The 24,702-nt window shown below is 71.7% G+C and carries 21 protein-coding genes; 6 read left to right on the top strand and 15 right to left on the bottom strand.

The window, feature by feature from the left end; translation table 11 throughout:
* Nucleotides 1-72 precede the first annotated feature (72 nt).
* Nucleotides 73-3,135 (top strand): M14 family metallopeptidase, encoded by a 3,063-nt coding sequence (locus HHX33_RS16800; RefSeq protein ID WP_182875410.1) that lies wholly within the window; start codon nt 73-75, stop codon nt 3,133-3,135.
* A gap of 166 nt (nt 3,136-3,301) precedes the next feature.
* On the top strand, nt 3,302-4,738 hold the full coding sequence (locus HHX33_RS16795) for an aldehyde dehydrogenase (protein WP_182875409.1): 1,437 nt from the start codon (nt 3,302-3,304) through the stop codon (nt 4,736-4,738).
* Nucleotides 4,739-4,978: 240 nt separating this feature from the next.
* On the opposite strand, the gene HHX33_RS16790 is transcribed toward HHX33_RS16795, so the two are convergent.
* The 4 genes from HHX33_RS16790 to HHX33_RS16775 form a co-directional block, all read right to left on the bottom strand.
* Entirely contained in the window at nt 4,979-5,734 is a 756-nt protein-coding gene (locus HHX33_RS16790) for an alpha/beta hydrolase (RefSeq protein ID WP_259402547.1), read from the bottom strand.
* 67 nt (nt 5,735-5,801) lie between these two features.
* A complete protein-coding gene (locus HHX33_RS16785) occupies nt 5,802-6,608 on the bottom strand; it encodes a hypothetical protein (RefSeq protein WP_182875408.1) in 807 nt (268 codons plus the stop codon).
* A gap of 22 nt (nt 6,609-6,630) precedes the next feature.
* Entirely contained in the window at nt 6,631-7,854 is a 1,224-nt protein-coding gene (locus tag HHX33_RS16780; protein ID WP_182875407.1) for an NRAMP family divalent metal transporter, read from the bottom strand.
* On the bottom strand, nt 7,851-8,294 hold the full coding sequence (locus HHX33_RS16775; protein WP_182875406.1) for a hypothetical protein: 444 nt from the start codon (nt 8,292-8,294) through the stop codon (nt 7,851-7,853). The genes HHX33_RS16780 and HHX33_RS16775 overlap by 4 nt, the downstream gene beginning before the upstream one ends.
* Before the next feature lie 303 nt (nt 8,295-8,597).
* Between HHX33_RS16775 and typA the strand changes: the two genes are divergently transcribed.
* Both typA and HHX33_RS16765 read left to right on the top strand, forming a co-directional pair.
* Nucleotides 8,598-10,451: a translational GTPase TypA gene (typA, locus tag HHX33_RS16770; protein ID WP_117408430.1), complete on the top strand. Its 1,854-nt coding sequence runs from the start codon at nt 8,598-8,600 to the stop codon at nt 10,449-10,451.
* Between the two features lie 136 nt (nt 10,452-10,587).
* Nucleotides 10,588-11,238 (top strand): superoxide dismutase family protein, encoded by a 651-nt coding sequence (locus HHX33_RS16765; protein WP_182875405.1) that lies wholly within the window; start codon nt 10,588-10,590, stop codon nt 11,236-11,238.
* A gap of 68 nt (nt 11,239-11,306) precedes the next feature.
* On the opposite strand, the gene HHX33_RS16760 is transcribed toward HHX33_RS16765, so the two are convergent.
* The 3 genes from HHX33_RS16760 to HHX33_RS16750 all read right to left on the bottom strand — a co-directional run bounded on the left by HHX33_RS16760 (nt 11,307) and on the right by HHX33_RS16750 (nt 13,220).
* On the bottom strand, nt 11,307-12,143 hold the full coding sequence (locus HHX33_RS16760) for a polysaccharide deacetylase family protein (RefSeq protein WP_182875404.1): 837 nt from the start codon (nt 12,141-12,143) through the stop codon (nt 11,307-11,309).
* 34 nt (nt 12,144-12,177) lie between these two features.
* Entirely contained in the window at nt 12,178-12,483 is a 306-nt protein-coding gene (locus HHX33_RS16755; RefSeq protein WP_117408427.1) for a hypothetical protein, read from the bottom strand.
* 161 nt (nt 12,484-12,644) lie between these two features.
* Nucleotides 12,645-13,220, bottom strand: coding sequence for a helix-turn-helix domain-containing protein (locus HHX33_RS16750; protein ID WP_117408426.1), 576 nt, complete (start codon nt 13,218-13,220; stop codon nt 12,645-12,647).
* A 44-nt stretch (nt 13,221-13,264) separates the two neighbouring features.
* Between HHX33_RS16750 and HHX33_RS16745 the strand changes: the two genes are divergently transcribed.
* Entirely contained in the window at nt 13,265-14,125 is an 861-nt protein-coding gene (locus tag HHX33_RS16745) for a DMT family transporter (protein WP_220499233.1), read from the top strand.
* Nucleotides 14,126-14,250: 125 nt separating this feature from the next.
* Here HHX33_RS16745 and HHX33_RS16740 read toward each other — a convergent pair whose 3' ends face one another.
* Complete coding sequence (locus HHX33_RS16740; RefSeq protein WP_117408425.1) at nt 14,251-14,844, bottom strand: sigma-70 family RNA polymerase sigma factor; 594 nt, start codon at nt 14,842-14,844, stop codon at nt 14,251-14,253.
* Nucleotides 14,845-15,132: 288 nt separating this feature from the next.
* On the opposite strand from HHX33_RS16740, the gene HHX33_RS16735 reads away from it, so the two are divergent.
* Nucleotides 15,133-16,203 carry a PLP-dependent cysteine synthase family protein gene (locus HHX33_RS16735; RefSeq protein WP_182875403.1) on the top strand — a complete coding sequence of 357 codons (1,071 nt, stop codon included), beginning with the start codon at nt 15,133-15,135 and terminating at the stop codon, nt 16,201-16,203.
* A gap of 94 nt (nt 16,204-16,297) precedes the next feature.
* On the opposite strand, the gene HHX33_RS16730 is transcribed toward HHX33_RS16735, so the two are convergent.
* The 7 genes from HHX33_RS16730 to rnc form a co-directional block, all read right to left on the bottom strand.
* The gene (locus tag HHX33_RS16730) at nt 16,298-16,840 is read right to left on the bottom strand and encodes a dihydrofolate reductase family protein (RefSeq protein ID WP_182875402.1); all 543 of its coding nucleotides are present in this window, start codon (nt 16,838-16,840) and stop codon (nt 16,298-16,300) included.
* Between the two features lie 120 nt (nt 16,841-16,960).
* Nucleotides 16,961-18,133, bottom strand: a complete 1,173-nt coding sequence (gene ftsY, locus HHX33_RS16725) for a signal recognition particle-docking protein FtsY (protein ID WP_117408422.1) — start codon at nt 18,131-18,133, stop codon at nt 16,961-16,963.
* 108 nt (nt 18,134-18,241) lie between these two features.
* Entirely contained in the window at nt 18,242-21,955 is a 3,714-nt protein-coding gene (locus tag HHX33_RS16720; RefSeq protein ID WP_182875401.1) for a chromosome segregation SMC family protein, read from the bottom strand.
* 190 nt (nt 21,956-22,145) lie between these two features.
* The gene (locus tag HHX33_RS16715; RefSeq protein WP_079312688.1) at nt 22,146-22,340 is read right to left on the bottom strand and encodes a hypothetical protein; all 195 of its coding nucleotides are present in this window, start codon (nt 22,338-22,340) and stop codon (nt 22,146-22,148) included.
* Between the two features lie 188 nt (nt 22,341-22,528).
* Nucleotides 22,529-22,798 (bottom strand): acylphosphatase, encoded by a 270-nt coding sequence (locus HHX33_RS16710; protein WP_182875400.1) that lies wholly within the window; start codon nt 22,796-22,798, stop codon nt 22,529-22,531.
* Between the two features lie 70 nt (nt 22,799-22,868).
* Nucleotides 22,869-23,750: a bifunctional DNA-formamidopyrimidine glycosylase/DNA-(apurinic or apyrimidinic site) lyase gene (gene mutM / locus HHX33_RS16705; RefSeq protein ID WP_182875399.1), complete on the bottom strand. Its 882-nt coding sequence runs from the start codon at nt 23,748-23,750 to the stop codon at nt 22,869-22,871.
* Nucleotides 23,751-23,769: 19 nt separating this feature from the next.
* Entirely contained in the window at nt 23,770-24,519 is a 750-nt protein-coding gene (gene rnc / locus HHX33_RS16700) for a ribonuclease III (RefSeq protein WP_111698175.1), read from the bottom strand.
* Nucleotides 24,520-24,702: the final 183 nt, after the last annotated feature.

The raw sequence follows: 24,702 nt of genomic DNA, 5'->3' as shown, positions 1-24,702 counted from the left end.
TTACTGCACTTGAACGCGGATTGACCGCGACGGAGATTCGGGAGATCGCTACCCCTCACGAAGGGCTCCTCGATGTCCCGACGAGTGATCGTCTCGACCCTGGCCGCCGTGGCCCTCGGCGCGGCGCTCCTGGCGCCTGCCGTGCCGGCGCAGGCCGGCCAGGGCGACCCGCTCCCGCCCACGGACCAGATCGACCTCTACCAGCTCGACAGCGCGCCCGGAACCGCGGCCACGCTGAACCAGAAGGGCTTCGACGTCGTCCAGCAGCACCCCTCGGGCGACCGGGAGCACGTCGAGCTGACGGCGACGCCCGCCGACGTCAAGAAGCTCCAGATCCTCGGCTACCGGCCGCAACCGGTTCGCAACCCCCAGGGCCAGACGCAGTTGCAGGCGGCCAGGGCCCAGGCGGCCGGCGGATACACCGTCTGGAGGTCCTACTCGGAGAAGGGCGGCATCGCCGACCAGCTCAAGGCCATCGCGGACGCCAACAAGGACGTCGCGAAGCTGGAGTCGATCGGCAAGACCGTCCAGGGTAAGGACATCCTCGCCCTCAAGCTGACCGCGCTGGCCCGGGTGCTGCCCGACGGCCTGAAGCCCGCCGTGCTCTACTCCGCCACCCAGCACGCCCGGGAGTGGATCGCGACCGAGGTCGACATGCGGCTGCTGAAGTACCTGGTGGCCAACAAGGGCAAGTCCGACGTCGCGAAGCTGCTGGCCACCACCGAGGTGTGGTTCGTGCCGGTGGCCAACCCCGACGGCTACGACTTCACCTTCACCGAGGGCAACCGGCTCTGGCGCAAGAACCTCCGCGACAACGACGGCGACGGCGCGATAACCGGTGTCGACGGGGTCGACCCCAACCGCAACTACCCCACCAAGTGGGGATACGACGAGGAGGGCTCCTCCAGCGTCTTCAGCAGCGAGACCTACCGCGGCACCGCCCCGGCGTCGGAGCCCGAGACCCGGGCCCTGGACGGCCTGCTCAAGCGGCTGCGCTTCAAGGCCCAGGTCAACTACCACTCGTACGGCCCGCTGCTGCTCTATCCCGAGGGCTGGCAGGTCCAGACGACGACCGCGGACGATCCCATCTACCTGGCCCTGACCGGGACCGACGAGAAGCCCGCCGTGCCCGGCTTCGACCCCGGCGTCGGCGCCGAGCTCTACACCACCAACGGCGAGACCACCGACCACGCGCACAAGGCGTACGGCACGCTCGCCTGGACGCCGGAGCTGGAGGAGGGCTGTGACGGCTGCGGCTTCGTGTTCCCCGACGACGAGGGGCTGGTGCAGGCCGAGTTCGAGAAGCAACTGCCGTTCGCGCTGGACATCGCGAAGTCGGCGCTGAACCCGAGCGAGCCCGTCAGCCACCTCGGCAACACGGTCCCCGACTTCGTCGTCGACCCGTTCGACGTCAGCTACGGCACGGACCAGGTCGTGCAGGTCGACGCCAAGCGCAAGCTCGGTCCCGTCGTCCTCAACTACCAGATCAACGGCGGGCGGACGAAGATCGCGCCGACGAGCGAGTGGAAGGGCGGCGAGCGGTACGGCGAGGGCTACGACACCTACTTCCACCGGCTGAGGGGCACGGTGAAGGGCGCCAAGCCCGGTGACCGGGTGAAGGTCTGGTTCACCTCGCTCCTCAGGAAGAGCGACGACTTCACCTACACGGTGTCCACGGACATCGGCGGGAAGGTGCTGGTCGTCGCGGCGGAGGACGTCACGGGGATCAGTCCCGCGCAGGGCGCGACCGAGGCGAAGTACGCCGGGGCCTACACCACGGCGCTGACGGGGTCCGGCTACTCCTCCGACGTGTACGACGTGGACAAGAACGGCCGGAAGGCGCCCCACCCGCTCGGGGTTCTCAGCCACTACAAGGCCGTGGTCTGGGAGACCGGCGACGACATCATCCCCCGCGCGGCCGGGCAGCCCGGCGGCACCGCCGCGAACCTGGCCGAGGAGCTGGAACTCGCGTTCCGCGACTACCTCAACGAGGGCGGCAAACTGCTCGTCACCGGAAAGTACGCGTTGTACGGCCAGAACGTCGACGGCGCCTACTGGTACGAGCCGGACTATCCGGCGCAGCCCGAGTGCACGACGCTGAGCAAGCCGCCGTGCCTGGCGCTCAGCAACGACTTCGTGCAGTACTACCTCGGCGCCTACACCTTCGTGGAAGGCGGCGGCCAGGACGCGGACGGCGCCACGGTGCCGCTGCAGGGCACGAGCGGCGCCTTCGCCGGGTTCCTCGGCACGCTCAACGGCGGCGACTCGCCCGGCAACCAGAACCACACCTCCGCGTTCGTCACGACCTCGTCGGTGCTGCCGGTCGGCCGGTTCCCGCAGTTCGCCAGTTCGGCCCCGCTGAAGTGGCAGTACGCCGGGGGCTCGCCCTTCGCGCCGCACACCGGTGCGTGGGACGTGCAGAGCGGCGAGGCGGACCAGTCGTACAAGCGGCTCACGAGGACGATCGACCTCACCGGCAAGACCAGTGGCGAGCTGTCGTTCTGGACGTCGTACAACACCGAGCCGGACTGGGACTTCCTGACCGTCGAGGCACACACGGTCGGCCAGGACGACTGGACGACGCTCCCCGACGCGAACGGGCACACCTCGCAGGAGCCCGGTGAGAGCTGCGCCGGCGGCTGGGTGGACCTCCACCCGTTCACCGCCCACTACCAGACGTACGACGGCGCCTCCTCGTGCACGGCGACCGGCACCACCGGCGCCTGGCACGCGGCCTCCGGCGCGTCGAACGGCTGGCAGCAGTGGACGATCGACCTGACGGCGTACGCGGGCAAGCAGGTCGAGGTGTCGATCTCCTACATCAGCGACTGGGGCACCCAGGGCCTCGGCGTCTGGCTGGACGACGCGACGGTCAAGGCCGAGGGCGCGGTCGTCTCGCAGACCTCGTTCGAGGACGGCCTCGGCGGCTGGACCGTCGCGGGCCCGCCCCCGGGCTCGGCGGACGCGCTGAACGACTGGACGCGCAGCGACCAGACGCTGGAGGACGGCGCGGGCGTCACGACGCAGGACACGGTCTACTTCGGCTTCGGCGCCGAGGGTGCGACGACCCAGGCCATGCGGACCGACCTGGTCCGCCGGTCGATGCGGCACCTGCTCGGACCGGCCCTTCCGTAGGGCTGCGCCGGAGAACCCGTGGCCCGGTCCTCGCCGTACGGCTGGGGCCGGGCCACGGCCGCGCTCCTGCCGCGCCGGCTCTTGCCAACCGCGCCGGCTCTTGCCAACACCGAGCAGAACATGATTCGGTCTCCGTGTGTGGTCAAGCCCGATCGGGGAGGCAGGCATGCGGCAGCACGACACACTGTTCGTCGGCGGCGACTGGGTGGCCCCCGCGGGCACGGGCACGATCGAGGTGGTCTCCCCGCACACCGAGGAGGTCGTCGGCCGGGTCCCGGACGGCACCGCGGCCGACATGGACCGCGCGGTCGCGGCCGCCAGGGACGCCTTCGACGACGGGCCGTGGCCACGAATGACGATGGCCGAGCGCGCGGCCGTGGTGGGGCGCCTCGCGGAGATCTACGAGGCGCGCCAGGCCGAGATGGCCGAGCTGATCACGCTGGAGATGGGCGCCCCGATCACGTTCTCCCGGCTCGCCCAGACCCCGCAGCCGCTGGGGATGCTGAAGTACTTCGCCGGTCTCGGCGCCGCCTTCCCCGTCGAGGAGGAGCGGCCCGGCCTGTTCGGCCCCGTGACCGTCCGCCGCGAACCGGTCGGCGTCGTCGCGGCCGTGGTCCCCTGGAACGTCCCCCAGTTCGTCACGATGAGCAAGCTGGCCCCGGCGCTCGTCGCGGGCTGCACCGTCGTGCTCAAGCCCGCCCCCGAGACGCCTCTCGACGCCTACCTGCTCGCCGAGATGATCCACGACGCCGGGGTCCCCGCCGGAGTCGTGAACATCGTCCCGGCCGGCCGTGAGGCGGGCGAGCACCTCGTCTCCCACCCGGGCGTCGACAAGGTCGCCTTCACCGGCTCGACCGCGGCCGGCCGCCGGATCGCCGCGATCTGCGGCGAGCGGCTCAAGCGGTGCACGCTGGAGCTGGGCGGCAAGTCGGCGGCGATCATCCTGGACGACTGCGACCTGCCCTCGGCCATGGGCATGCTGTCGATGGCCACGCTGATGAACAACGGCCAGGCGTGCGTGGCGCAGACCCGCGTCCTCGCCTCCCGCGCCCGGTACGACGAGGTGGTGCAGGCCGTCGCCCACATGGTGACGAGCCAGCGGGTGGGCGACCCCGCCGACCCGGCCACCGGCATCGGCCCGCTGGTGGCCCGGCGCCAGCAGGAGCGGGTCGAGGGTTACATCAGGTCGGGCGTCGAGGAGGGGGCCAAGCCCGTCGTCGGCGGCCTCGACCGGCCGTACGACCGGGGCTGGTACGTCGCCCCCACCGTCTTCGCCGGCGCCACCAACGACATGCGCATCGCCCGCGAGGAGATCTTCGGCCCGGTCCTCACGGTGATCCCGTACGAGGACGAGGCGGACGCCGTGCGGATCGCCAACGACAGCGACTACGGCCTGTCCGGCTCGGTCTGGACCGGCGACGCCGAACACGGCATGGGGATCGCCCGCCAGGTGCGCACCGGCACGTACGGCGTCAACACGATGCACACGCTCGACCCGAACACCCCGTTCGGCGGGTTCAAGGCCAGCGGCCTCGGCCGTGAACTCGGCCCCGAGGGCCTTTCGGCCTACCTGGAGCACAAGTCCATCGCCCGCCTGGGCTGATGCGTGCGTCCCTCCGGCCTGGTGCGGCATCCCTGCCGCACCAGGCCGGTGGACCGCCCAGCGCGCCCCCGCGACGCTGCGCTTCCCGCTCACCTTCGAGGCGCTCACATCCGGCAGGTCGTGCCGGAGGCACGCCATGAACACTTGCCCTCGTTGTGCTCTGGTCGCTTCGCTCCCGCGCACTCCTCAGTCCAGACGCCGGCGCGCCCCTCAGGCTCGCTCTGGCCATATAGACGACCCTTATGCGGGTTTGGTTCGCGAAATCCACCGACCAATTCTGCGAATGAGATCGGGGGTGGCCGCCGCCTCGGCGTGGCCGTAGCCGGGCTCGATCCAGAGCTCCTTCGGCTCCCCGGCGCTTTCGTAGAGCTGGTGGGCGTGTTCGGCGGGGAAGAACGGGTCCCGGTCCCCGTGCACGATCAGCAAGGGCGTGGGGGCGACCATCGCCGCCGCCTCGTGCGGCGGGAGCGGCACGGGGTCCCATCCTTCGACCGCGATCCTGGTCCGCTTGGCCAGCCGGACCGCCAGCCGCCCGTGCCAGCGCTCGATCGCCCAGTGGACCTGGCGCATGGGCTTGGTGCCCCGGTAGTACCAGCGGGCCGGACCGCTCACCGCGACCACCGCGTCCACGCCCCCGTGCAGCGCGGCGTGCCGTACGACGACGGCCGCGCCCATCGAGAAGCCGAGCGTGACGATCCGGCGGTAACCGATCGAGCGGGCGAGCTTGACCGCCGCGTCCACGTCGAGGACTTCCAGGTCACCGACCGTCGACCGGCCGCCGGAGCGGCCGTGGCCCCGGAAGTCGAACGACACCACACCGCCGAACCTCGACAGGACGTGCACGATGCGGCGGGTGTCCGGCCCTCTCCACGTGCCGGTGAACCCGTGCGCGACCACGACGCCGAGGTCGAGAGAGCCGTTGGGCGTGTGCGCCGCGTCGATGCGGACGCCGTCCGCCGTGCGCAGCATCGCTCCGTAAGCAGCAGCGAGAGCCATGCCTCCGACCTTATTTCCCCCCATGTCACTTCTCTCCCGCATGCCGCCCCCACGCGACGGGAAACCGTCACAGGTCGGCGGTCGAGCGCAGCCGGTCCCAGGCGACCCCCAGCCTGACCTCGTCGTCGTCGAGCGACTCGATCTGGTCCCACTCGGCGTACCGGATCTCGCCGTGCATGCGCCGCACGAGGGCGCCGAGCAGCGACGGCCGCCAGAGACCAGGACCGCGCTCGTACCCGAAGAGCCGCCCGGCACGCCGCCGGGCGATCAGCAGACCGGCGAGCCGGAAGGCCTGCCGGACCTCCGCGAGCAGCGGCCCGTCCTGAACGAGGCGGACGTCCGCCGTGTCACCGGCGACCTCCCCCGACGGGCCGCGGACCGTACGGCCGAACAGTCCGCCGAGCCGCATCGTGTCCGGCCTGTCCTCCTCCCTCTCCCGCACCCTGAGGGTCTTCTCCGACGCGTCCCCCGCCGTGTTTTCGGGAGCATCCTGCTCGGGTGTGCCCGCCGCTCCCGGGATCCGGCCGACGACGTTCCTGGTCAGCCAGCGCTCCAGCGCCAGGTCCTGCGGGTGGCCGGCCACCCGCACGGCGCTGCCGACGTCGGTCACCAGGCTCATGTCGATGCGGTACGGCCCGGGCCGCGCCTCCCCCCGGAAGAGGCGGTCGGTCTCCGTCATCAGCCATCCCGGCAGGCCGCCGAGACGTGGACCGAGCGCCAGCGGCCCCGACAGGATCGCCGTGACGTACGGCCGGTCGCCGGGCCGCACCTCCAGGTCGTCCACCTTGCACAGCAGGCGGTCGTCGCTCTCCCTGACGACCTGCCGGTCGAGCAGGTGCAGGCGGGCGTGCAGCACCCGCGCGTGCTCGTTCACGGTTCCCTCACCTCCCGGGCCGTCACTGGCCCGCCTTCGTCGCGATCATCAGGGGGATGGCCGCGAGCGCCACGACGAGCAGCAGCACCATGTAGAAGCTGCCCAGCACGTTGCTGAATCTGCCGTTGACCTTCGCCCCCATGTAGTCGGGATCGTTGGCGATCATGAGAACCGGCAGGTAGGTGAGCGGCAGGGCCGCGGCGGAGAAGACCAGCGAATACTCGGTCACCTTGATCGGGTCGATGGTGGTGAGGATCAGCGCGGTCGCGACGATCACCGAGGCGAGCACGGTCACGTGGAACCGGGCGGCGCGGCCGGGCACCACATACTTGCCCCACTGCCAGCCGAAATACTGGCTCAGCGAGTAGCCCGACGACAGGGCGGTCTCGAGCGTCGCGCCGAACGTGGCCGCGAACACCCCGAGGATCACCACACCGAGCCCGACCTTGCCCAGTCCCTCGGCGACCGGCAGCACCATCTGCCCGAGCGAGCCGGGCTCGGCCTCGACCGGCAGGAAGACGGTCGCCGCGCACGCCGCGATCGCCAGCGACAGCGCGCCGCCGAGGGGGAAGCCGACGAACACGTTCGCCCGCGCGGTCACCAGGTCCTTGCGCGTCCACTTCTCCTCGACACCGCCCGAGGAGAAGAAGAACACCTCGTACGGCGTCATCGCCCCGCCGAGCAGCGCGATGGCGTAGTAGAGGTAGGTCGGCACCCCCTCGTCCTGCGGCGGCCGGACGAGCTGCGTGGTCAGCTCGCCCCAGTCGGGCCCGAGCTGCCACAGCGCGACGATGAACACGACGAGCGCGAGCCCGGCCAGCCCGAAGACGCGTTCCATGGTCTCGAACTTCACCCGCCACATGACCAGCCAGGCGACCAGGGCCACCGGCGGCACCCACAGCAGGTAGTTGATCCCGGTCACCAGCTCCAGCGCGAGCGCGGAGCCGCCGATCTCGGCCGCGAGCGTGAGCACGTTGATGAAGAACGACGCGCCCAGGTTGACCAGCCCGGCACGCGGACCCATGCGCTCGCGGACGAGGTCGAAGACCGGCCGCTGCGACACCGCCGCGATCCTGCCGGACATCTCGGCGAAGACACAGATCCCGATGATGCCGACGATCACCACCCACGCGAGGGACATCCCGAACCTCGACCCCACGACGGCGTTGGCGACCAGGTCGCCGATGTCCACGAAGCCGCCGAAGGCCGTCAGGATGCCGAGCGTGACCGCGAGGAGTCTCTTCACTTGTGCTTCTCCGCGAAGTCGCTCAGCTCGCTCGCGAGCCCGTCCAGCTCCCGTACGGCCGCCTCCGGGTCCTTGACCCCGTCGCGACGCCACTGGATGAGCAGGTCCGCCACCTCGCTCTCGGCCCTCTCGGTCAGGCGCAGCACCTCGTCCCTGACCCGGTCCGAGGAGTCCGAGGGCGGTTGCACGCCGCCGAACTGGTCGTTCACGCTGCTCAGGTCCCGCACCGCCTCGGTGAGCACCACCTCGGCGTACGGCCCGGTCATCCGGTCCCGGTGCGCCACGACGGAACGGGCGAACCGCACGGCCGACACGGCCGACTCGGCCGTCTTGCCGGCCTTGAGCGCGTAGTCGTGGTCGTCCCACGCGGGGCTGACGCAGGCGGACAGCAGGAGTGCCGTCAGGAGGGCGAGCGGAGCCAGCCGAGCGGGCGGGATCATGTGCGCCGCCGCAGCAGGAGGTAGGCGAGGACGAGGAGCGGCACGAGCAACTCCGCCCAGGCGATCAGCAGCACGAGTCCTTCATCCGTCACAGCCGATCCACCTGCCCGGACGGCAGGCCTTTGAACGGAGTGGAATGCGGGCGGCGGCGCCGGCGTTGCCATCGAGGGCCCCGGAGCCGTCGGCGCGTGCCGGCGATCGGGATCAACTAAACTGGTATGGCCGCGTCTTGCGGCTGCTGTGCGTCTCGCTTCGGTCCCGGGACGCGGACGACACCCCGACGAACCAGAGCGAGACTTCCCTATGCCTATGAACACCCGCGACGACCTGCGGAACATCGCGATCATCGCGCACGTCGACCACGGCAAGACCACGCTGGTCGACGCCATGCTCTGGCAGTCCGGCGCGTTCCGGGCCAACCAGGACGTGGACGAGCGCGTCATGGACTCCAACGACCTGGAGCGCGAGAAGGGCATCACCATTCTCGCCAAGAACACCGCCGTCCGGCACGGCGGAATGACGCTGAACATCATCGACACCCCGGGCCACGCCGACTTCGGCGGCGAGGTCGAGCGCGGGCTGTCGATGGTCGACGGCGTCGTGCTGCTGGTGGACGCCTCCGAGGGCCCGCTGCCGCAGACCCGCTTCGTGCTGCGCAAGGCGCTGTCGGCGAAGATGCCGGTCATCCTGTGCATCAACAAGGTCGACCGCCCGGACGCCCGGATCGCCGAGGTCGTCGACGAGGTGTACGAGCTGTTCATCGACCTGGACGCCACCGAGGAGCAGATCGACTTCCCGATCGTGTACGCCTCGGCCAAGGCGGGCCGGGCGTCGCTGGCGCGTCCCGCCGACGGCGGAATGCCCGACTCGCCCGACCTCGAGCCGCTGTTCGAGACGATCAAGAAGACGATCCCGGCGCCGGTGTACGACCCCTCCGCACCGCTCCAGGCGCACGTCACCAACCTCGACGCCTCCAGCTACCTGGGCCGGATCGCGCTGTGCCGGGTCCACCACGGCACCATCCGCAAGGGCCAGCAGGTCGCCTGGTGCCGCACCGACGGCACCGTCCAGCGCGTCAAGATCTCCGAGCTGCTGATGACCGAGGCGCTGGAGCGCAAGCCCGCCGAGGAGGCCGGGCCGGGCGACATCATCGCCATCGCCGGCATCCCGGAGATCATGATCGGCGAGACGCTGGCCGACCCGGACGACCCGCGCCCCCTGCCGCTGATCACGGTCGACGAGCCGGCGATCTCCATGACGATCGGCACCAACACCAGCCCGCTGGTGGGCAAGGTCAAGGGCGCCAAGGTCACCGCCCGCCTGGTGAAGGACCGCCTCGACAAGGAACTGGTCGGCAACGTCTCGCTGCGCGTGCTGCCCACCGAGACCCCGGACGCGTGGGAGGTCCAGGGCCGCGGCGAGCTCGCCCTGGCCATCCTGGTGGAGCAGATGCGCCGCGAGGGCTACGAGCTGACCGTCGGCAAGCCGCAGGTCGTGACCAGGACGATCGACGGGAAGCTGCACGAGCCGGTCGAGCGCCTCACCGTCGACTGCCCGGAGGAGTACCTGGGGGCGGTCACCCAGCTCCTGGCCGTGCGCAAGGGCCGCATGGAGCACATGACGAACCACGGCACCGGCTGGATCCGGATGGAGTTCGTGGTGCCCTCGCGCGGCCTGATCGGCTTCCGCACCGAGTTCCTCACCGAGACCCGCGGCACCGGCCTGGTCCACCACGTCTTCGACGGCTACGAGCCGTGGTTCGGCGAGCTGCGCACCCGCAACACCGGTTCACTGGTCGCCGACCGGTCGGGCCAGGTCACCGCGTTCGCCATGATGAACCTGCAGGAGCGCGGCACCCTGTTCGTCTCCCCCAGCACCGAGGTGTACGAGGGCATGATCGTCGGCGAGAACTCGCGCTCGGACGACATGGACGTGAACATCACCAAGGAGAAGAAGCTCACGAACATGCGCTCCTCCACCAGCGAGGAGACCGAGAAGCTGATCCCGCCGCGCGTGCTGTCGCTGGAGCAGGCCCTGGAGTTCATCCGCGACGACGAGTGTGTGGAGATCACTCCGCAGACCGTGCGCATCCGGAAGGTCGTCCTGGACTCCGCCCTCCGGGGCCGCGCCGCCGCCCGCGCCAAGCGCGCCAACTGACCTCGTCACCCGCTCGCCCGGCCCGCCATACCAAGAACGGGTAAACGGCGGGCACAGACGGCGTCGTTCGTCCTCCTCGGCCCGGCTCACCGTGCTCTGCTGTCGGATGCGTCAAGCGTCTGAGGAGGACAGCGTCATGCCTCGCCCACCCCGTTTCGCCCTGGGTCTCTCGCTGGGACTCGCGCCGGTTCTCGCGCTGCCCGGCGGCCTCGCCCTGGGACTCGCCGCCACGGCCGTCCCCGGGGCGTCCGCCGCTCCCGCGGCACCGTCACGCACCGGTGGGACGGCGGCCGCCGTCGTCAGGGACGCCTCCGGGCGCGTCCTGGGCAGCGTCCGGTTCGAGCGGTACGACCTGGAGAAGACCAGGGTCAGCGTCAGCGTGCGCGGGCTCGCCCCCGGGTTCCACGGCTTCCACATCCACGCGGCGGGCGTGTGCGACCCGCGTGCCGTCGACCGGGCCACGGGCACGCCGTTCTCCAGCGCCGGAAGCCACCTCGGCCCGGGCACGCACGGCGCCGGGGCCGGGGACATGCCTCCGCTGCTGGCCGCGGACGACGGAACCGCCTCCGCCTCCTTCGTGACCGACCGGTTCACGCTGGAGGATCTCGCGGACGCAAACGGAAGCGCGGTCGTGGTGCACGCCGGGCCGGACAACTTCGCCCACATCCCGAAGAGGTACTTCCACCGCCCCGACTCGATGGGGGCCACCGGCCCGGACCTGACCACCCGCAGGACCGGCGACGCCGGCGCGCGCGTCGGCTGCGGTGTCGTCAGGCCGCGCGCCTGACCGGCATGCCCGGGGTGGACGGACGGCGGGGACGCTCCCCGCGCCAAGCCGTCAGCGGTTCGCGGCCGTCAGCGGTTCGTGTACGTCTTCCCCGGTGCGGGGCTGCCGAGCAGCTCGGAGACGGTGACGTACGTGAAGCCCTTGCGGTCGAGCTCGTCGAGCAGGTGGGGCAGCGCCTGCACGGTGGTGGGGTGGATGTCGTGCATGAGCACGATGTCGCCCGGCTTGGCCGCGGCGCTGCGCTGGGCGATCACGGTGGGGTTGCGGTTGAGCCAGTCGAGGGTGTCGACCGCCCACAGGATCTGTGCGAGGCCCTCCTGCTTCGACTCCTCCTCCACCGACTTGTTCGTCGCGCCGTACGGCGGGCGCATGAGCCGCATCCGGACACCGGTGACCGTCCGTACGGCCTCCTGGGTCCGCTCCAGCTCGCGCCGCAGGGCCTCGGGCGCGAGGCCGGACAGCGAGGCGTGGTCCCAGGAGTGGTTGCCGAGCTCGTGCCCCTCGGAGGCCATGCGGCGGACGAAGTCCCGGGTCTCCCCCGTGATCATCTGGCCGAGCATGAAGAACGTGGCCCGGGCGTGATGGGCGGCGAGCAGGTCGAGCACGTGCCCGGTGTACTCGGCGGGCCCGTCGTCGAAGGTCAGCGCCACGCACCGGTGCTGCCGGCAGTCGATCTGCCGGGGCGGCGGCACCGCGGGCAGGCGTGCCCCGGGCGCTCCCCGCTGCGCCCCGGCGAGCCGCCAGCGCAGCAGGTCGGCGTCGAACCGCCGCACCGGCCCGAAACGGAAGTGCGGCGCCACGGCCCGCACCGCCTTGCGCTCGGCTCCCCGCAGCGAAGGCGCGGACCTGCTCTGGGCGCATCCGGCGACCAGCGCCAGCGACAGCAGCACGAATCCGATCCGCATACGACCCCCCGGAGCAGGCGGGGGGCCACGAACGTCACGGATAGCCGCCGGCGGCTCCCCCCCGCAGAACCCTGTCCAGCTCCTCCCACCAGGGCGGCACGTCCGCTTTCAGTTCGGCGTGTCTGCGAGCCACCCGGACGGCGCACCCTGCGGGATCCGTACCCAGGTGCCGGCACTTCACGGCACCCTCGCGCCAACGGTAAAACCCGTCACGGAAGGTCACGACGAGGCCTATCCACACCGAGAGGGTAGCCTCGTCGCCGATCTCGTACGCGTCGGCCACCCCGAGCGCGGCGAGTTCCGCGCGAAGTTTTTCCACCGCGACCCGCGACTCGCTCACCGGGCACCGCCCCTCTGCCCACCAGACACGTACAAAAAGGGATGTACCCAAGCTTGAGGCGGCGCCTTCCGATTCATTCTGTAATCATCGACCACTCAGCGTCACCGCGCAGCCCTTACTCGTGAGTCATGTGGCCCCAGGCGCGGCCGGGTGGCCGCGATCTAGGGCGAGGGCTCCCTGGGTTCGGTGACGACCATCACGAACCGCAGCGGCGCGTCGCCCTCGTTGGCGTACCGGTGCGGGCGGTCGGCGCTGAACACGACCGCGTCGCCGGTCCCGACGACGTGGCTCCGGCCGTACACGCCGAGGGTGAGCCGCCCCTCCAGCACGGTGAGCATCTCGCGGGTGCCCGCGGGGTGCGCGTCGCCGTCGTGGTGCTCGCCCGGCGCGAGGCGCCAGTCCCAGAGTTCGAGGATCGCGGGCGCGTCGGTCCCGACGAGCAGGCGGGCCGATCCTCCCCCGGGCTGCTCGAACGTCACGACCTCCGACTCGGGCACGATCCGGACGACCGGCGTGTCGGCGACCTCCACCAGCCGGGCGAGGGTGACGCCGAGCGCGTCGGCGATGCGCGTGAGCGTGTTGACGCTGGGGTTGGTGCGGCCCTGCTCGATCTGCACGAGCATGCCGCGGCTCACGTTCGACCTGGCCGCGAGTTCGTCGAGGGTCATCCCCCGGTGGGCGCGCTGGCCGCGCACGTTCGCGGCGATGGCCGCGGTGATCGTCCCGGGTTCCGGCATGCGTCCATTATATTGGTCTATTATTGCAGTCCATTGCACTATTCATGAAGTTTTCTTGGGGGTTGGTCGTGACGGCGATCACGCTCGCGACCGCATGCGCGGTGATCTTCGGTACGGCCGACTTCTTCGGGGGCCTCGCCACCAGACGGTCGAAGGTGCTGGCCGTCGTCGTGCTCTCGCAACTGGGCGGCATGCTGCTGGTCGTCGCCCTCCTCCCGATCCTGCCCGGGCACGCCAGTACGGCGGCGCTGCTCTGGGGGACGGCGTCGGGCGTCGCCGGGGCCTTCGGCATCGTGCTGTTCTACCGCGGCCTGGCCACCGGCATGATGTCCGTGGTCGCCCCCACCACCGCCACGACCGCGATGGCGGTCCCGGTCGTCTTCGGCCTGCTCACCGGCGACCGTCCGTCGCCCCTGGCCCTGGGCGGGGTCGCGCTCGGCCTGTTCGCCGTCCTGCTGGTCAGCCGGGAGCCGGGCGGCGGGGCGAGCCGTCCGAGGCTCGGCCCGGTCGTCGCCGCGCTGGTGTCGGGAGCGGGCTTCGGCGGGTTCTTCGTGCTGCTCAAGCTGGCTCCGGCCGACTCGGGGGCCTGGCCGCTGCTGGGGGCGAGGCTCGCGTCGATCACGCTCGTCGCCCTGCTCGCCCTCGCCACGCGCAGGGGCCTGCGCCCGGCGCCGGGCTCCCTGCGGGTGACGGTCGTGGCCGGCGTGCTCGATATGGCCGCCAACGTGCTGTATCTCTTCGCGGCGCAGCGGGGGATGCTCACCCTGGTGGCGGTCCTGGTGTCGCTCTATCCGGCGAGCACGCTGCTGCTGGCGAGGTACGTGCTGGGCGAACGGCTGAGCCCCGTGCAGATCACCGGCGTCGGCTTCGCGCTCGGCGCGATCGCCCTCATCGCCGCCGCCTGACCACCCCCGCTGAGAGGCCGGGCTCAGGCTGCACGGTCCGGCTCGGAGCGGCCGGGCTCAGGCGGCACAGCCCGGCTCGGAGAGGCCGGGCTCAGGCAGCGCGGTCCGGCTCGGAGAGGCCGGGCTCAGGCAGCGCAGGCGGGTTCGGGCACCCGGACGACGCCCTCCTCGCGGGCGTAGCCCTCGAGCATTCCCCGCAGCTGCCGGCGGCCCCGGTGCAGGCGGGACATGACGGTGCCGATCGGGGTGCCCATCCGGTCGGCGATCTCCTTGTACGCGAACCCCTCCACGTCGGCCAGGTAGACCGCCACCCGGAACTCCTCCGGCAGGGCGCGCAGGGCGTTCATCACGACGCTGTCGGGGATCAGGTCGAGCGCCTCGGTCTCGGCGGAGCGCAGGCCGGTCGACATGTGCGACTCCGCCGCGGCGAGCTGCCAGTCCTCGATCTCCTCGGCGGCCGACAGCTTGGGCGACCGCTGCCTCTTGCGGTAGTCGTTGATGAAGTTGTTGGTCAGGATCCTGTGCAGCCACGCCTTGAGGTTCGTGCCCTCGCGGAACTGGTGGTAGGAGGTGTACGCCTTGGCGACCGTCTCCTGGACCAGGTCCTCCGCGTCGGCGGGGTTGCGCGTCAGGCGCATGGCGGAGGCGTAGAGCTGGCTCGTCACCGGCACGACCTCACGCTCGAACCATGTCTGCCGCTGCTCGTCGGTCGAGATCATCTCTTCCCCCTACGGAACTTATCCCCCGTTACCCGTCCGGCCCGAACACATGCGAGGACGACCGTTCATTGTTCTGCCAAGGACATCGTGCCGGTCGGGGCCTAAGCACGCCGTTAGCTCGTCCGGAGTGGTCATCCTCATCCCTCAGCCCCATCACTCAGCGCCATCGCTTCCGGGGCCGGTCCCACGCGGCCAGGTCACGCGCAGGCCGAACAAGTCTCATTAGCGTAACACTGAAGCCTCAATCCGGCGTAAAATGTGGCGGAGTTCACTGGCTAAAGTGGCGCCATGAACCACCTGGACCGGCATGACGCCGCGACGCGGGCGTGGGTGGCCGAGGCCATCCAGGCCGTCGAGGCCGACGCCAACCGAAGCTGCGACACTCATCTCCACGCCTTCCCGCTCCCTTCGCACTGGGGTGTCGACCTCTACCTGAAAGACGAGTCGGTACACCCGACCGGTTCACTCAAGCACCGTCTCGCCCGGTCCCTCTTCCTGTACGGCCTCGCCAACGGCTGGATCGGCCCCACCACGACGATCATCGAGGCGTCCAGCGGGTCCACCGCCGTGAGCGAGGCGTACTTCGCCCGCCTGCTCGGCCTGCCCTTCATCGCGGTGATCCCGGCGGGCACGTCCCCGGAGAAGCGGGAGATCATCGAGTTCTACGGCGGCAAATGTCACCTCGTGGACGACCCGAGGGCCATCTACGACGAGTCGCACCGCCTCGCCGCCGAGACCGGCGGCCACTACATGGACCAGTTCACCTACGCGGAACGGGCGACGGACTGGCGGGGCAACAACAACATCGCCGAGAGCGTCTTCCAGCAGATGGCCCTGGAGCGGCACCCCGAGCCCGCCTGGATCGTGGTCGGCGCGGGGACCGGCGGGACCTCGGCGACGATCGGCCGCTACATCCGTTACCGCCGCCACCAGACCCGGCTGTGCGTGGCGGACCCGGAGGGCTCGGCGTTCTACCCGTCCTGGGTCTCCGGTGAGGAGCGCGGCGGCGCCGGATCGCGGATCGAGGGGATCGGCCGGCCGAGGGTCGAGCCGTCGTTCCTGCCGACGGTCATCGACAGGATGTGCCAGGTCCCGGACGCGCTGTCGATCGCGGCCATGCACTGGGTCAGGGAGGTCACCCGCCGGGAGGTCGGCGGCTCGACCGGCACCAACATCGCGGCGGCCGTACAGATCATCCGGGAGATGCGCGAGCAGGGCGAGCGGGGCAGCGTGGTCACCCTGATCTGCGACGGCGCGGAGCGCTACCGCGACACCTACGGCAGCCCGCGCTGGCTCGCCGACCAGGGCATCGACATCGGGCCCCACCTCGGCGACCTGCGCGCGTTCCTCGCGAGCTGACCCGAGCCGATCGAGCTGAGCTGCGCTGACCTGAGCGGCGCTGACCCGAGCTGAGCCGGCCTGGCCGGGGCGACCCGGCTCCCGGCCCTGGCTCCTATCGGACGACGCGCAGCCAGATGGTCGTCGCGGCCGGCGTCTCGGTCAGGCTGAGGCGTTCCAGCCGGACCCGGGCGCCGCCCGCGTGCTCGAACAGCCGGACCCCGTCCCCGAGCAGGACGGGCGCCACGAACACGAGGATCTCGTCGAGAACCCCGGCCTCGACGCACTGCCGGGCGACCTCGGCGCCGAGGATGTTGACGTACTTGTCACCCGCCGCGGCCTTGGCGGCGGCGACACCCTCCATCAGGTCGCCGACGAAGGTGACACCCGGCACCGGCGTCGCCGGGGCGAGGTGGGTGAGCACGAACTGCGGCCCCTCCCACCCGCCGCCGAAGGGCTTGCCCTCCTTCTCGGTGCCCCGATGCGGGTCGTCGCCGCCGAACGTGCGGTTGCCGACGAGCAGCGCGCCGATGTCGCGGATCAGTCGATCCACCAGCGGGTTCGGCCCGATGTGCTCGGTCAGCCAGGACATGTCGCCGCCGGGCCCCGTGATGTAGCCGTCCACCGACATCGTGGCCGAGTACAGCATCTTCGCCATGACCTACCTCCACAGGATGGATCCTCGTCGAGGCAAGATAGCGAGCGGCCCTGACAAACAACCGGCCGTGACGACAACCGGCGGGTCCGGGGCGGGCCGCCGGGCCCGCCCCGCCCGCCGCTACTCGCCGATGAGGGCGTCCACGAAGACCTCGGGGTCGAACGGCGCGAGGTCGTCCGGGCCCTCGCCGAGGCCGACGAGCTTCACCGGCACGCCCAGCTCGCGCTGGACCGAGATCACGATGCCGCCCTTGGCGGTGCCGTCCAGCTTGGTCAGGGCGATGCCGGTCACGTTGACCACCTCGGCGAAGACCTGCGCCTGGCGCATGCCGTTCTGGCCGGTGGTCGCGTCGAGGACGAGCAGCACCTCGTCCACCGTCGCCTTCTTCTCGATCACCCGCTTGACCTTGCCCAGCTCGTCCATGAGCCCGGTCTTGGTGTGCAGCCGTCCCGCGGTGTCGATGATCACGGTGTCGGCCTTGTCCTCGATGCCCTTGGCCACGGCGTCGAACGCCACGGACGCCGGGTCTCCGCCCTCGGGGCCGCGTACGACGCCCGCGCCGACCCGGTCGCCCCACGTCTGGAGCTGGTCGGTGGCGGCGGCCCGGAAGGTGTCGGCGGCGCCGAGCACGACCTTCCCGCCGTCGCCGACCAGCACCCGGGCGAGCTTGCCCGAGGTGGTGGTCTTGCCGGTGCCGTTGACGCCGACGACGAGCACGACGGCGGGCCGCTCCCCGTGCGGCCGGGTGTGGAGGGTGCGGTCGAGGTCCGGCGCGATCTGCGTGAGCAGTTCCTCGCGCAGCAGCCTGCGCACCTCGTCGGGGGTGCGGCTGCCGAGCACCTTCACCTTCGTCCGCAGTTCCTCCACCATCGCGCGGGTGGGCGCGACGCCGACGTCGGCGGTGATCAGGGTCTCCTCGATCTCGTCCCAGACGTCGTCGTCGAGCCGGTCCCGCGACAGCAGTTCGAGCAGTCCCCTGCCGAGGACGTTCTGCGAGCGGGCCAGGCGGCTGCGCAGCCGGACCATCCGTCCCGCCGACGGCGGCGGGACCTCGATCTCCGGAGCCTTGATCAGCTCTTCGATGGGGGGAGGCAGCGTGGTCGTCGTGCCGCCGTCCTCCTCGCCCAGTCCCGCCTTGAGCGGCTCCTCCACGACGGGAGCCTTCGGCTCGGGCGGGGCCGGCGGCGCGGGCGGCAGGTCCTTCGCCTTCGGCCGGAACAGCAGCCACAGGCCACCCACCGCCAGTATGGCGACGATGGCCACGATCACGATGATGCCGAGGTAACCGTCCACACCATGCAGTTTCCCAGACAACCGGCAGTGCTCGGTCGCGCGGACCTGCCCGCCGCGCGCCGCACGCCCCGGCCGTCACCGGATCGGGGCGCCCGGAGACCGGGCGGGCTAGACCTTCTCCCGCAGGCGCTGGCTCACGACCTGGGTGACGCCGTCGCCGCGCATCGACACGCCGTACAGCGCGTCGGCGATCTCCATGGTGCGCTTCTGATGCGTGATCACGATGAGCTGTGAGGTCTGTCTCAGTTCCTCGAAGAGAGTCAGCAGCCGCTGGGTGTTGGTGTCGTCCAGGGCCGCCTCGACCTCGTCCATGACGTAGAACGGCGACGGACGGGCCTTGAAGATCGAGATGAGGAACGCCACCGCCGTCAGCGACCGCTCGCCGCCGGACAGCAGCGACAGCCGCTTGACCTTCTTGCCCGGCGGCCGGGCCTCGACCTCGACTCCGGTGGTCAGCATGTCGGAGGGGTCGGTCAGCAGCAGGCGGCCCTCCCCGCCGGGGAAGACCCGGCCGAAGATCTGCTCGAACTCGCGCGCCACGTCCTCGTACGCCGCCGCGAAGACCTGCTCGACCCGGTCGTCGACCTCCTTGACCACGAGCAGCAGGTCGCGCCGGGTCTTCTTGAGGTCCTCCAGCTGGGAGGTCAGGAAGGCGTGCCGTTCCTCCAGCGCGGCAAACTCCTCCAGCGCCAGCGGGTTGACCTTGCCGAGCTGGGTCATCTGCCGCTCGGCCGTCCTGGCCCGTTTCTCCTGCTCCTCCCGCACGTACGGCACGGGCGGCTCGCCCGGCACCGGCGCCGTGGGGCCGTACTCGGCGATGAGGGGTTCCAGCTCGATGCCGTACTCCTCCAGGGCCCGCTGCTCCATCTGCTCCAGGCGCAGCCGCCGCTCCGTCCTCGCCATCTCGCTGCCGTGGACCCGGTTGACGAGGGCGTCCAGCTCCGAGCCGAGCTCGCGGACGCGCAGGCGCACCTGCTTGAGCTCGGCGTCGATCTGCCCGCGCGCCCGCTCGGCCTCGTCGCGCTCCTCGGCGGCCCGCGCGAGCGAGCCCTCCAGCGCGGTCAGCGCGGTGCGGGCGCCCTCGGCGACCGCGGCGGCGATCTCGGCCTGCCTGCGCCGGCGTTCCCGGTCCGCCGCGGCCCGCGCGCGGTCCTGCCGCTCCCGCTGGGCCGCGCGGAGGAGGCCGTCGGCGCGGCCCGCGATGCCCCGCGCCCGCTCCTCCGCCGTACGGACGGTCAGCCGGGCCTCCATCTCGGCCTGGCGGGTGACGCCGCAGACAGCGGCCAGCTCGTCACGGGTGTCGGTGGTCGGCTCGGCCTCCAGCTCGGCGGCGTACTCCGCCTCGGCGAGCTGTTCCTCCAGCTCCACCACCACGGCCTGGGCCTGTTCGCGGGCCTCCTGCGCGTCGCGCACCGACCCGCCCAGCCGGGCCGCCTCGTCCTGGGCGGCCTTGACTGCGGCCTCCAGCCGGGCGAGCTGCTTGGCCGCGGCGGCGGCCCTCTGGTCGGCCTCCCGCTGCCTGCCGCGCAGCCGGTCGAGCACCGCCTGCGCCGCGTTCAGCCCGTTCTGGGCGTCGTTGACGCCGCTCTGGGCGGCGCTCACACCGCTCTGCGCCTCGGCCACCCGCGTCTGGGCCTCCTCCAGCGCGAGCTGGCACTCCCGCTCGGCGGCCACGGCCTCCGCGAGCGCCTCGGCGTGCCGCTCGGCCCCTGCCCTCGCGGTGGCCAGGTCGGCGGCGGCCTCGTCGAGGGCGGTCCGCATCTGCAGCAGCGAGGACCCCCCGCCGGAGCCGCCGTGCGCCGCGTGGACCCCGAGCAGGTCGCCCGACGTGGTGACGGCCCGCAGCTCCGGATGGGAGTCCACGACCTTGCGCGCGGCCGGCAGGTCGGGCACCACGACCACGTCGGACAGCAGCGCCTCCACCGCCGGGCGCAGCTCGTCCGGCACGGCCACCAGGTCGGCCGCCCACTCCGCGCCCGCGACGGGCGGCTCCGGCCGGTCGCAGGCCTCGTGCCGGTCCGCCGCGACGAGCAGGGCGGCGCGGCCGGCGCCGGCCTCACGCAGATGCTCGACGGCCGCCACGGCGGCGGTGAGCGAGGCGACGGCCACGCCGTCCACGGCCAGCACGGCCGCGACGGCGGCCTCCGCCCCCGGCCGTACGGCCAGCAGCGTGGCGACGGGGCCGAGCACCCCGGGCAGGCCCGCCCCGAGCAGCGCGGCGGCCCCGTCGGCGCCTCCGGCGAGGCTCATCTCCAGGGCCTCGCACCGGGCCTGCAGGGCGGCGACGGCGCGCTGCGACTCGGAGTCGGCGGCGCGGGCGGCGCCGACGGCGGCCTTCGCGGCGGCCAGCGCGGCGCCGGGCGCGGCCAGGGCGGCCCGCTCCCGTTCCACCACGGCCCCGGCCCGCTCGGCGACGGCCCTGGCCTCCTCCACCGCGGCGCGGGCGAGGTCGACGCCCTCCTGCGCGGTCTCCAGCTCCGCCACGAGCTCGGGGTCGGCCGCGGGCTCGTCGAGCGCACCCGTGTCCAGCTCGTCCTGGGCCTGCTCGGCGCGGCGGGTGGCGTCCTCGACGGCCCTGGTGAGCCGGCCGATCTCGTCCCCGGCGGCCCTGGCCCGGCTCCTGGCCGACTCGACCTGGCCGCGCAGGCGGGCGAGCGCCTCCCTGCGGTCGGCCGCGGCGCGGGCGGCGACCGAGAGGCGCCGCTCCTCGGCGGCCAGCGCCTCCTCGGCCTCGGCACGCACCTCGACGGCGGCGGCGAGCCGCTCGCGCGCCTCGTCCAGCTCGTCGGCCAGCACCCGCTCCTGCTCTCGCACCTCGGCGGCCTCGCGCTCCAGGTCCTCCGGATCGCGCCCGCGCCGTTCGACGGACGCGGCGTCGGCGGCGTGCCGCCTGCGTTCGGCCGCCAGGCTCTCCACGCCGCGCAGCCGTTCCCGCAGGCCAGAGAGGTGGTAGAAGGTCTCCTGGGCCGCCTTCAGCCGCGGCTGGGCCTCGTTCTCGGCGGTCTCCAGCTCGGCCTCCCGCCGCTGGCCCTCGGCCAGCTCGGCCTCCACCCGGGCCCGCCTCGCCTGTACGGCCGCCTCGTCGGCCTCTTCGCGCTGCAGGGTGTCGCGGAGGGTCACGACGTCGTCGGCGAGCAGGCGCAGCCGCGCGTCGCGCAGGTCGGCCTGGATGACGGCCGCCTTCCTGGCGATCTCGGCCTGCCGGCCGAGCGGCTTGAGCTGGCGGCGCAGCTCGGCCACGAGGTCCTGGACGCGGGTGAGGTTGGCCTGCATCGCGTCGAGCTTGCGGAGCGCCTTCTCCTTGCGCTTGCGGTGCTTGAGCACGCCCGCGGCCTCTTCGATGAACGCCCTGCGCTCCTCTGGGCCGGCGTGCAGCACCTGGTCGAGCTGGCCCTGGCCGACGATGACGTGCATCTCCCGGCCGATGCCGGAGTCGGACAGCAGTTCCTGGATGTCGAGCAGGCGGCAGGTGTCGCCGTTGATGGCGTACTCGCTCTGGCCCGACCGGAACATCAGCCGGCTGATCGTGACCTCGGTGTAGTCGATCGGCAGCGCACCGTCACCGTTGTCGATCGTCAGGGTGACCTCGGCGCGGCCGAGGGGCGGGCGGCTGGAGGTGCCCGCGAAGATGACGTCCTCCATCTTGCCGCCGCGCAGCGACTTGGCGCTGTGCTCGCCCATCACCCAGGCGAGGGCGTCGACGACGTTGGACTTGCCGGATCCGTTGGGGCCGACCACCGCCGTGATGCCGGGCTCGAAACGGAGGGCGGTGGCCGAGGCGAACGACTTGAAACCGCGTAAGGTGAGCGTCTTCAGGTACACGTCCGCCCCCCTCGGTCTCGCCCGTCGGCTGGGGGGAAAGACTACAGGTCCCGGGGCCGGAGTACGCGGAATAGACGCCGCTTGACATCCGGCCGGCCGGGGTGGCAATTCCCGTGGAACAGTTCCGGAAATGGCAAGGGACGCCTTTGCGGGGCGTCCCTACAATCCTTTTCCTGTTCCGGCCGGTCCCTCAGGTGAGAGCCGGCTCGCGATCCTGCAGCCGGACCAGGGCCTCATCACGAGTTTGCGCCGCGAGCGCGTCGTTCTGGGCCTGGAGCCGGTTGAGTTCTGCCTCGAGGTCGCGGATGCGCTGCTGGAGGCGACGCATTTCCGAGATCATTCGAGGATCAGGACCGCCGACGTGGCCGAGTAGAGCCTTCGCCATAGTAAAGGGTCCTCCACGCTGAGTGACCAGACTGGTTCGCGCACTTCATGCCGCGGGAGGGGTGCGCGTGGTTCCTCTCAAGAGTCGCACCGGCATTGGAGACGGTCAAGTTGAACGCTCCGCACGATGAAGCCGGTGGGCACTCTCGCTAGGTAAATATACCGGATTTACGGGGTTTGAGGGAAGCCCTACCTCTCGACAAACCCGGCGATACTCCGCTTCGCTTCGCTCCAGCGCTCGACCACCCCCTCGACGTGGCCGGGCGTGTCACCGCCGCGTAACAGGTCCAGGAGCTTGTCACACGACTCCCTGGGACCCTCGGCGACGACCTCGACCCTTCCGTCGGCCAGGTTCGCGGCCCACCCGACCAGCCCGAGTTCCAGCGCGCGGGCGCGGGTCCACCAGCGGAACCCCACACCCTGCACCCGTCCCCGGACCCAAGCCGTCAACCGAATCACGAATACAAGTATCCAGATCGCCTCCGGCGGCGATCGCCGGGGGTGGGGCTACGGGCGGGCTACGGCCGGGCTAGGGGCGCGCGTTCCTCGGGCGGGGCTGGCACTTCGGGCAGCTGTAGGAGGACCGGTTCATGAACGCCTCCCGCCTGACCGGCGTGCCGCACCGGCGGCAGGGCTCGTCGCGCCTGCCGTACACCGCGAGCGACCGGTCGAAGTAGCCGCTCTCGCCGTTCACGTTGACGTACAGGCTGTCGAAGGACGTGCCGCCCTGGCCGAGGGCCTCGGTCATGACGGCGCGGACCGCCGCGAGCAGCTCGAAGATCTTCGGCCGGGTCAGCGCCTCGGTCGGGCGCGCCCAGTGCAGCCGCGCCCGCCACAACGCCTCGTCCGCGTAGATGTTGCCGACCCCGCTGATCAGCGACTGGTCGAGCAGCGCCCGTTTGATCCCGGTACGGCGCAGCCGCAGCCGGACGGCGAACTCGGCGTCATCGAAGGCGTCCTCCAGCGGGTCGGCGGCGATGTGCGCCACCGGCTCGGGCACCGCCCGGCCCCGCCCGGCGGTCATCGGGGCGACCAGCAGGTGCCCGAAGGTGCGCTGGTCGACGAAGCGTAACTCCGGCCCGCCGTCGGCGAAGCCCACGCGGACCCGCAGGTGCTTCTCGATCGGCGCGGTCGGGTCCACGACGAGAAGCTGGCCGCTCATGCCCAGGTGGGCGAGCAGCGACTCCCCCGCCTCCTCCGCACCCGCGGGACCGTCCAGCAGGGGCAGCCACAGGTACTTGCCCCTGCGCTCGGCCGAGGCGAGGGTGCGGTCCTTGAGCTGGGCGGCCAGATCGCCGGTGTTGCGGCGGACCGCCCGGGGGTTGAGCACCTCGGCCGCGGCGACCGTCCGGCCGGCGACCCAGCGTTCCAGGCCCCTGCGTACGACCTCGACCTCGGGCAGTTCGGGCATGTTCCCTCCCCGGGCGGGGTCAGGCGCGGACGGGGCCGGCGCCCTCGCGGGCGTCGCGCATCGCGCGGATCGCGGTCCAGGCCGCCTCGGCCGCCTGCTGCTCGGCCTCCTTCTTGCTGCGCCCGGCGCCCTTGCCGTACTCCTTGCCGCCCACGCGCACGACGGCCGAGAAGGACTTGGCGTGGTCGGGCCCGCTCTCGTCCACGTGGTACTCCGGCACGCCGAGCATCTCGGCGGCGGTGAGCTCCTGCAGGGACGTCTTCCAGTCGAGCCCGGCGCCGAGCGACGCCGACCGCGTGATGAGCGGGTCGAACAGCAGGTGGACGACGCGGAACGCCTCGTCCAGGCCCTTGTCGACGTACACGGTGCCGATCAGGGCCTCCAGCGTGTCGGCCAGGATGGAGGACTTGTCCCGTCCGCCGGTGCCCTCCTCGCCGCGGCCGAGCCGCAGGTACTTGCCGAGGTCGAGCGTCCTGGCGACGTCCGCGAGCGCCCGCATGTTGACCACGGCGGCGCGCAGCTTCGCGAGCTGGCCCTCCGGCAGGTCCGGGTGGTTGCGGTACAGCGTGTCCGTCACCACCAGGCCGAGCACCGAGTCACCCAGGAACTCCAGGCGCTCGTTGGTCGGCAGCCCGCCGTTCTCGTACGCGTACGAGCGGTGCGTCAGCGCCCGCTCCAGGATTCCGGTGCTGAGCCGGACGTCCAGCAACTGGTGAAGCTCGTCTCTGGCGATCTCGACGGGCACGGGTTTCGCCGATGGTGCGGCCATGGATTCCTCCCAACTCCTGCGCGGGACAGGTCCGTGCGCGGGAGGCAGGTGGATCCGCCGATGGCCCGAAGGCGTGGTGGACGCCGGTCCGCCGGGAGCCGATGGCCCCGGCGTCCACCACGGCCGCGGGCGTGCATGCCGGTGCGTGTCTACCGTCCTACCGCCGCACGTTCCTCGAAGAAC

The sequence above is a fragment of the Microbispora sp. H10670 genome (genome assembly GCF_014161385.1).
In the GTDB taxonomy this organism is placed as follows: Bacteria; Actinomycetota; Actinomycetes; order Streptosporangiales; family Streptosporangiaceae; genus Microbispora; species Microbispora triticiradicis.
This window is presented reverse-complemented; position numbering and strand designations above follow the sequence as displayed.

What these genes read in the sequence shown, in the direction of transcription:
- HHX33_RS16800 (WP_182875410.1), top strand. Translation starts at nt 73, where the DNA reads ATGTCCCGACGAGTGATCGTCTCGACCCTGGCCGCCGTGGCCCTCGGC.
- HHX33_RS16795 (WP_182875409.1), top strand. Translation starts at nt 3,302, where the DNA reads ATGCGGCAGCACGACACACTGTTCGTCGGCGGCGACTGGGTGGCCCCC.
- HHX33_RS16790 (WP_259402547.1), bottom strand. Translation starts at nt 5,734, where the DNA reads ATGGCTCTCGCTGCTGCTTACGGAGCGATGCTGCGCACGGCGGACGGC.
- HHX33_RS16775 (WP_182875406.1), bottom strand. Translation starts at nt 8,294, where the DNA reads ATGATCCCGCCCGCTCGGCTGGCTCCGCTCGCCCTCCTGACGGCACTC.
- typA (WP_117408430.1), top strand. Translation starts at nt 8,598, where the DNA reads ATGCCTATGAACACCCGCGACGACCTGCGGAACATCGCGATCATCGCG.
- HHX33_RS16765 (WP_182875405.1), top strand. Translation starts at nt 10,588, where the DNA reads ATGCCTCGCCCACCCCGTTTCGCCCTGGGTCTCTCGCTGGGACTCGCG.
- HHX33_RS16760 (WP_182875404.1), bottom strand. Translation starts at nt 12,143, where the DNA reads ATGCGGATCGGATTCGTGCTGCTGTCGCTGGCGCTGGTCGCCGGATGC.
- HHX33_RS16750 (WP_117408426.1), bottom strand. Translation starts at nt 13,220, where the DNA reads ATGCCGGAACCCGGGACGATCACCGCGGCCATCGCCGCGAACGTGCGC.
- HHX33_RS16745 (WP_220499233.1), top strand. Translation starts at nt 13,265, where the DNA reads ATGAAGTTTTCTTGGGGGTTGGTCGTGACGGCGATCACGCTCGCGACC.
- HHX33_RS16740 (WP_117408425.1), bottom strand. Translation starts at nt 14,844, where the DNA reads ATGATCTCGACCGACGAGCAGCGGCAGACATGGTTCGAGCGTGAGGTC.
- HHX33_RS16735 (WP_182875403.1), top strand. Translation starts at nt 15,133, where the DNA reads ATGAACCACCTGGACCGGCATGACGCCGCGACGCGGGCGTGGGTGGCC.
- HHX33_RS16730 (WP_182875402.1), bottom strand. Translation starts at nt 16,840, where the DNA reads ATGGCGAAGATGCTGTACTCGGCCACGATGTCGGTGGACGGCTACATC.
- HHX33_RS16715 (WP_079312688.1), bottom strand. Translation starts at nt 22,340, where the DNA reads ATGGCGAAGGCTCTACTCGGCCACGTCGGCGGTCCTGATCCTCGAATG.
- mutM (WP_182875399.1), bottom strand. Translation starts at nt 23,750, where the DNA reads ATGCCCGAACTGCCCGAGGTCGAGGTCGTACGCAGGGGCCTGGAACGC.
- rnc (WP_111698175.1), bottom strand. Translation starts at nt 24,519, where the DNA reads ATGGCCGCACCATCGGCGAAACCCGTGCCCGTCGAGATCGCCAGAGAC.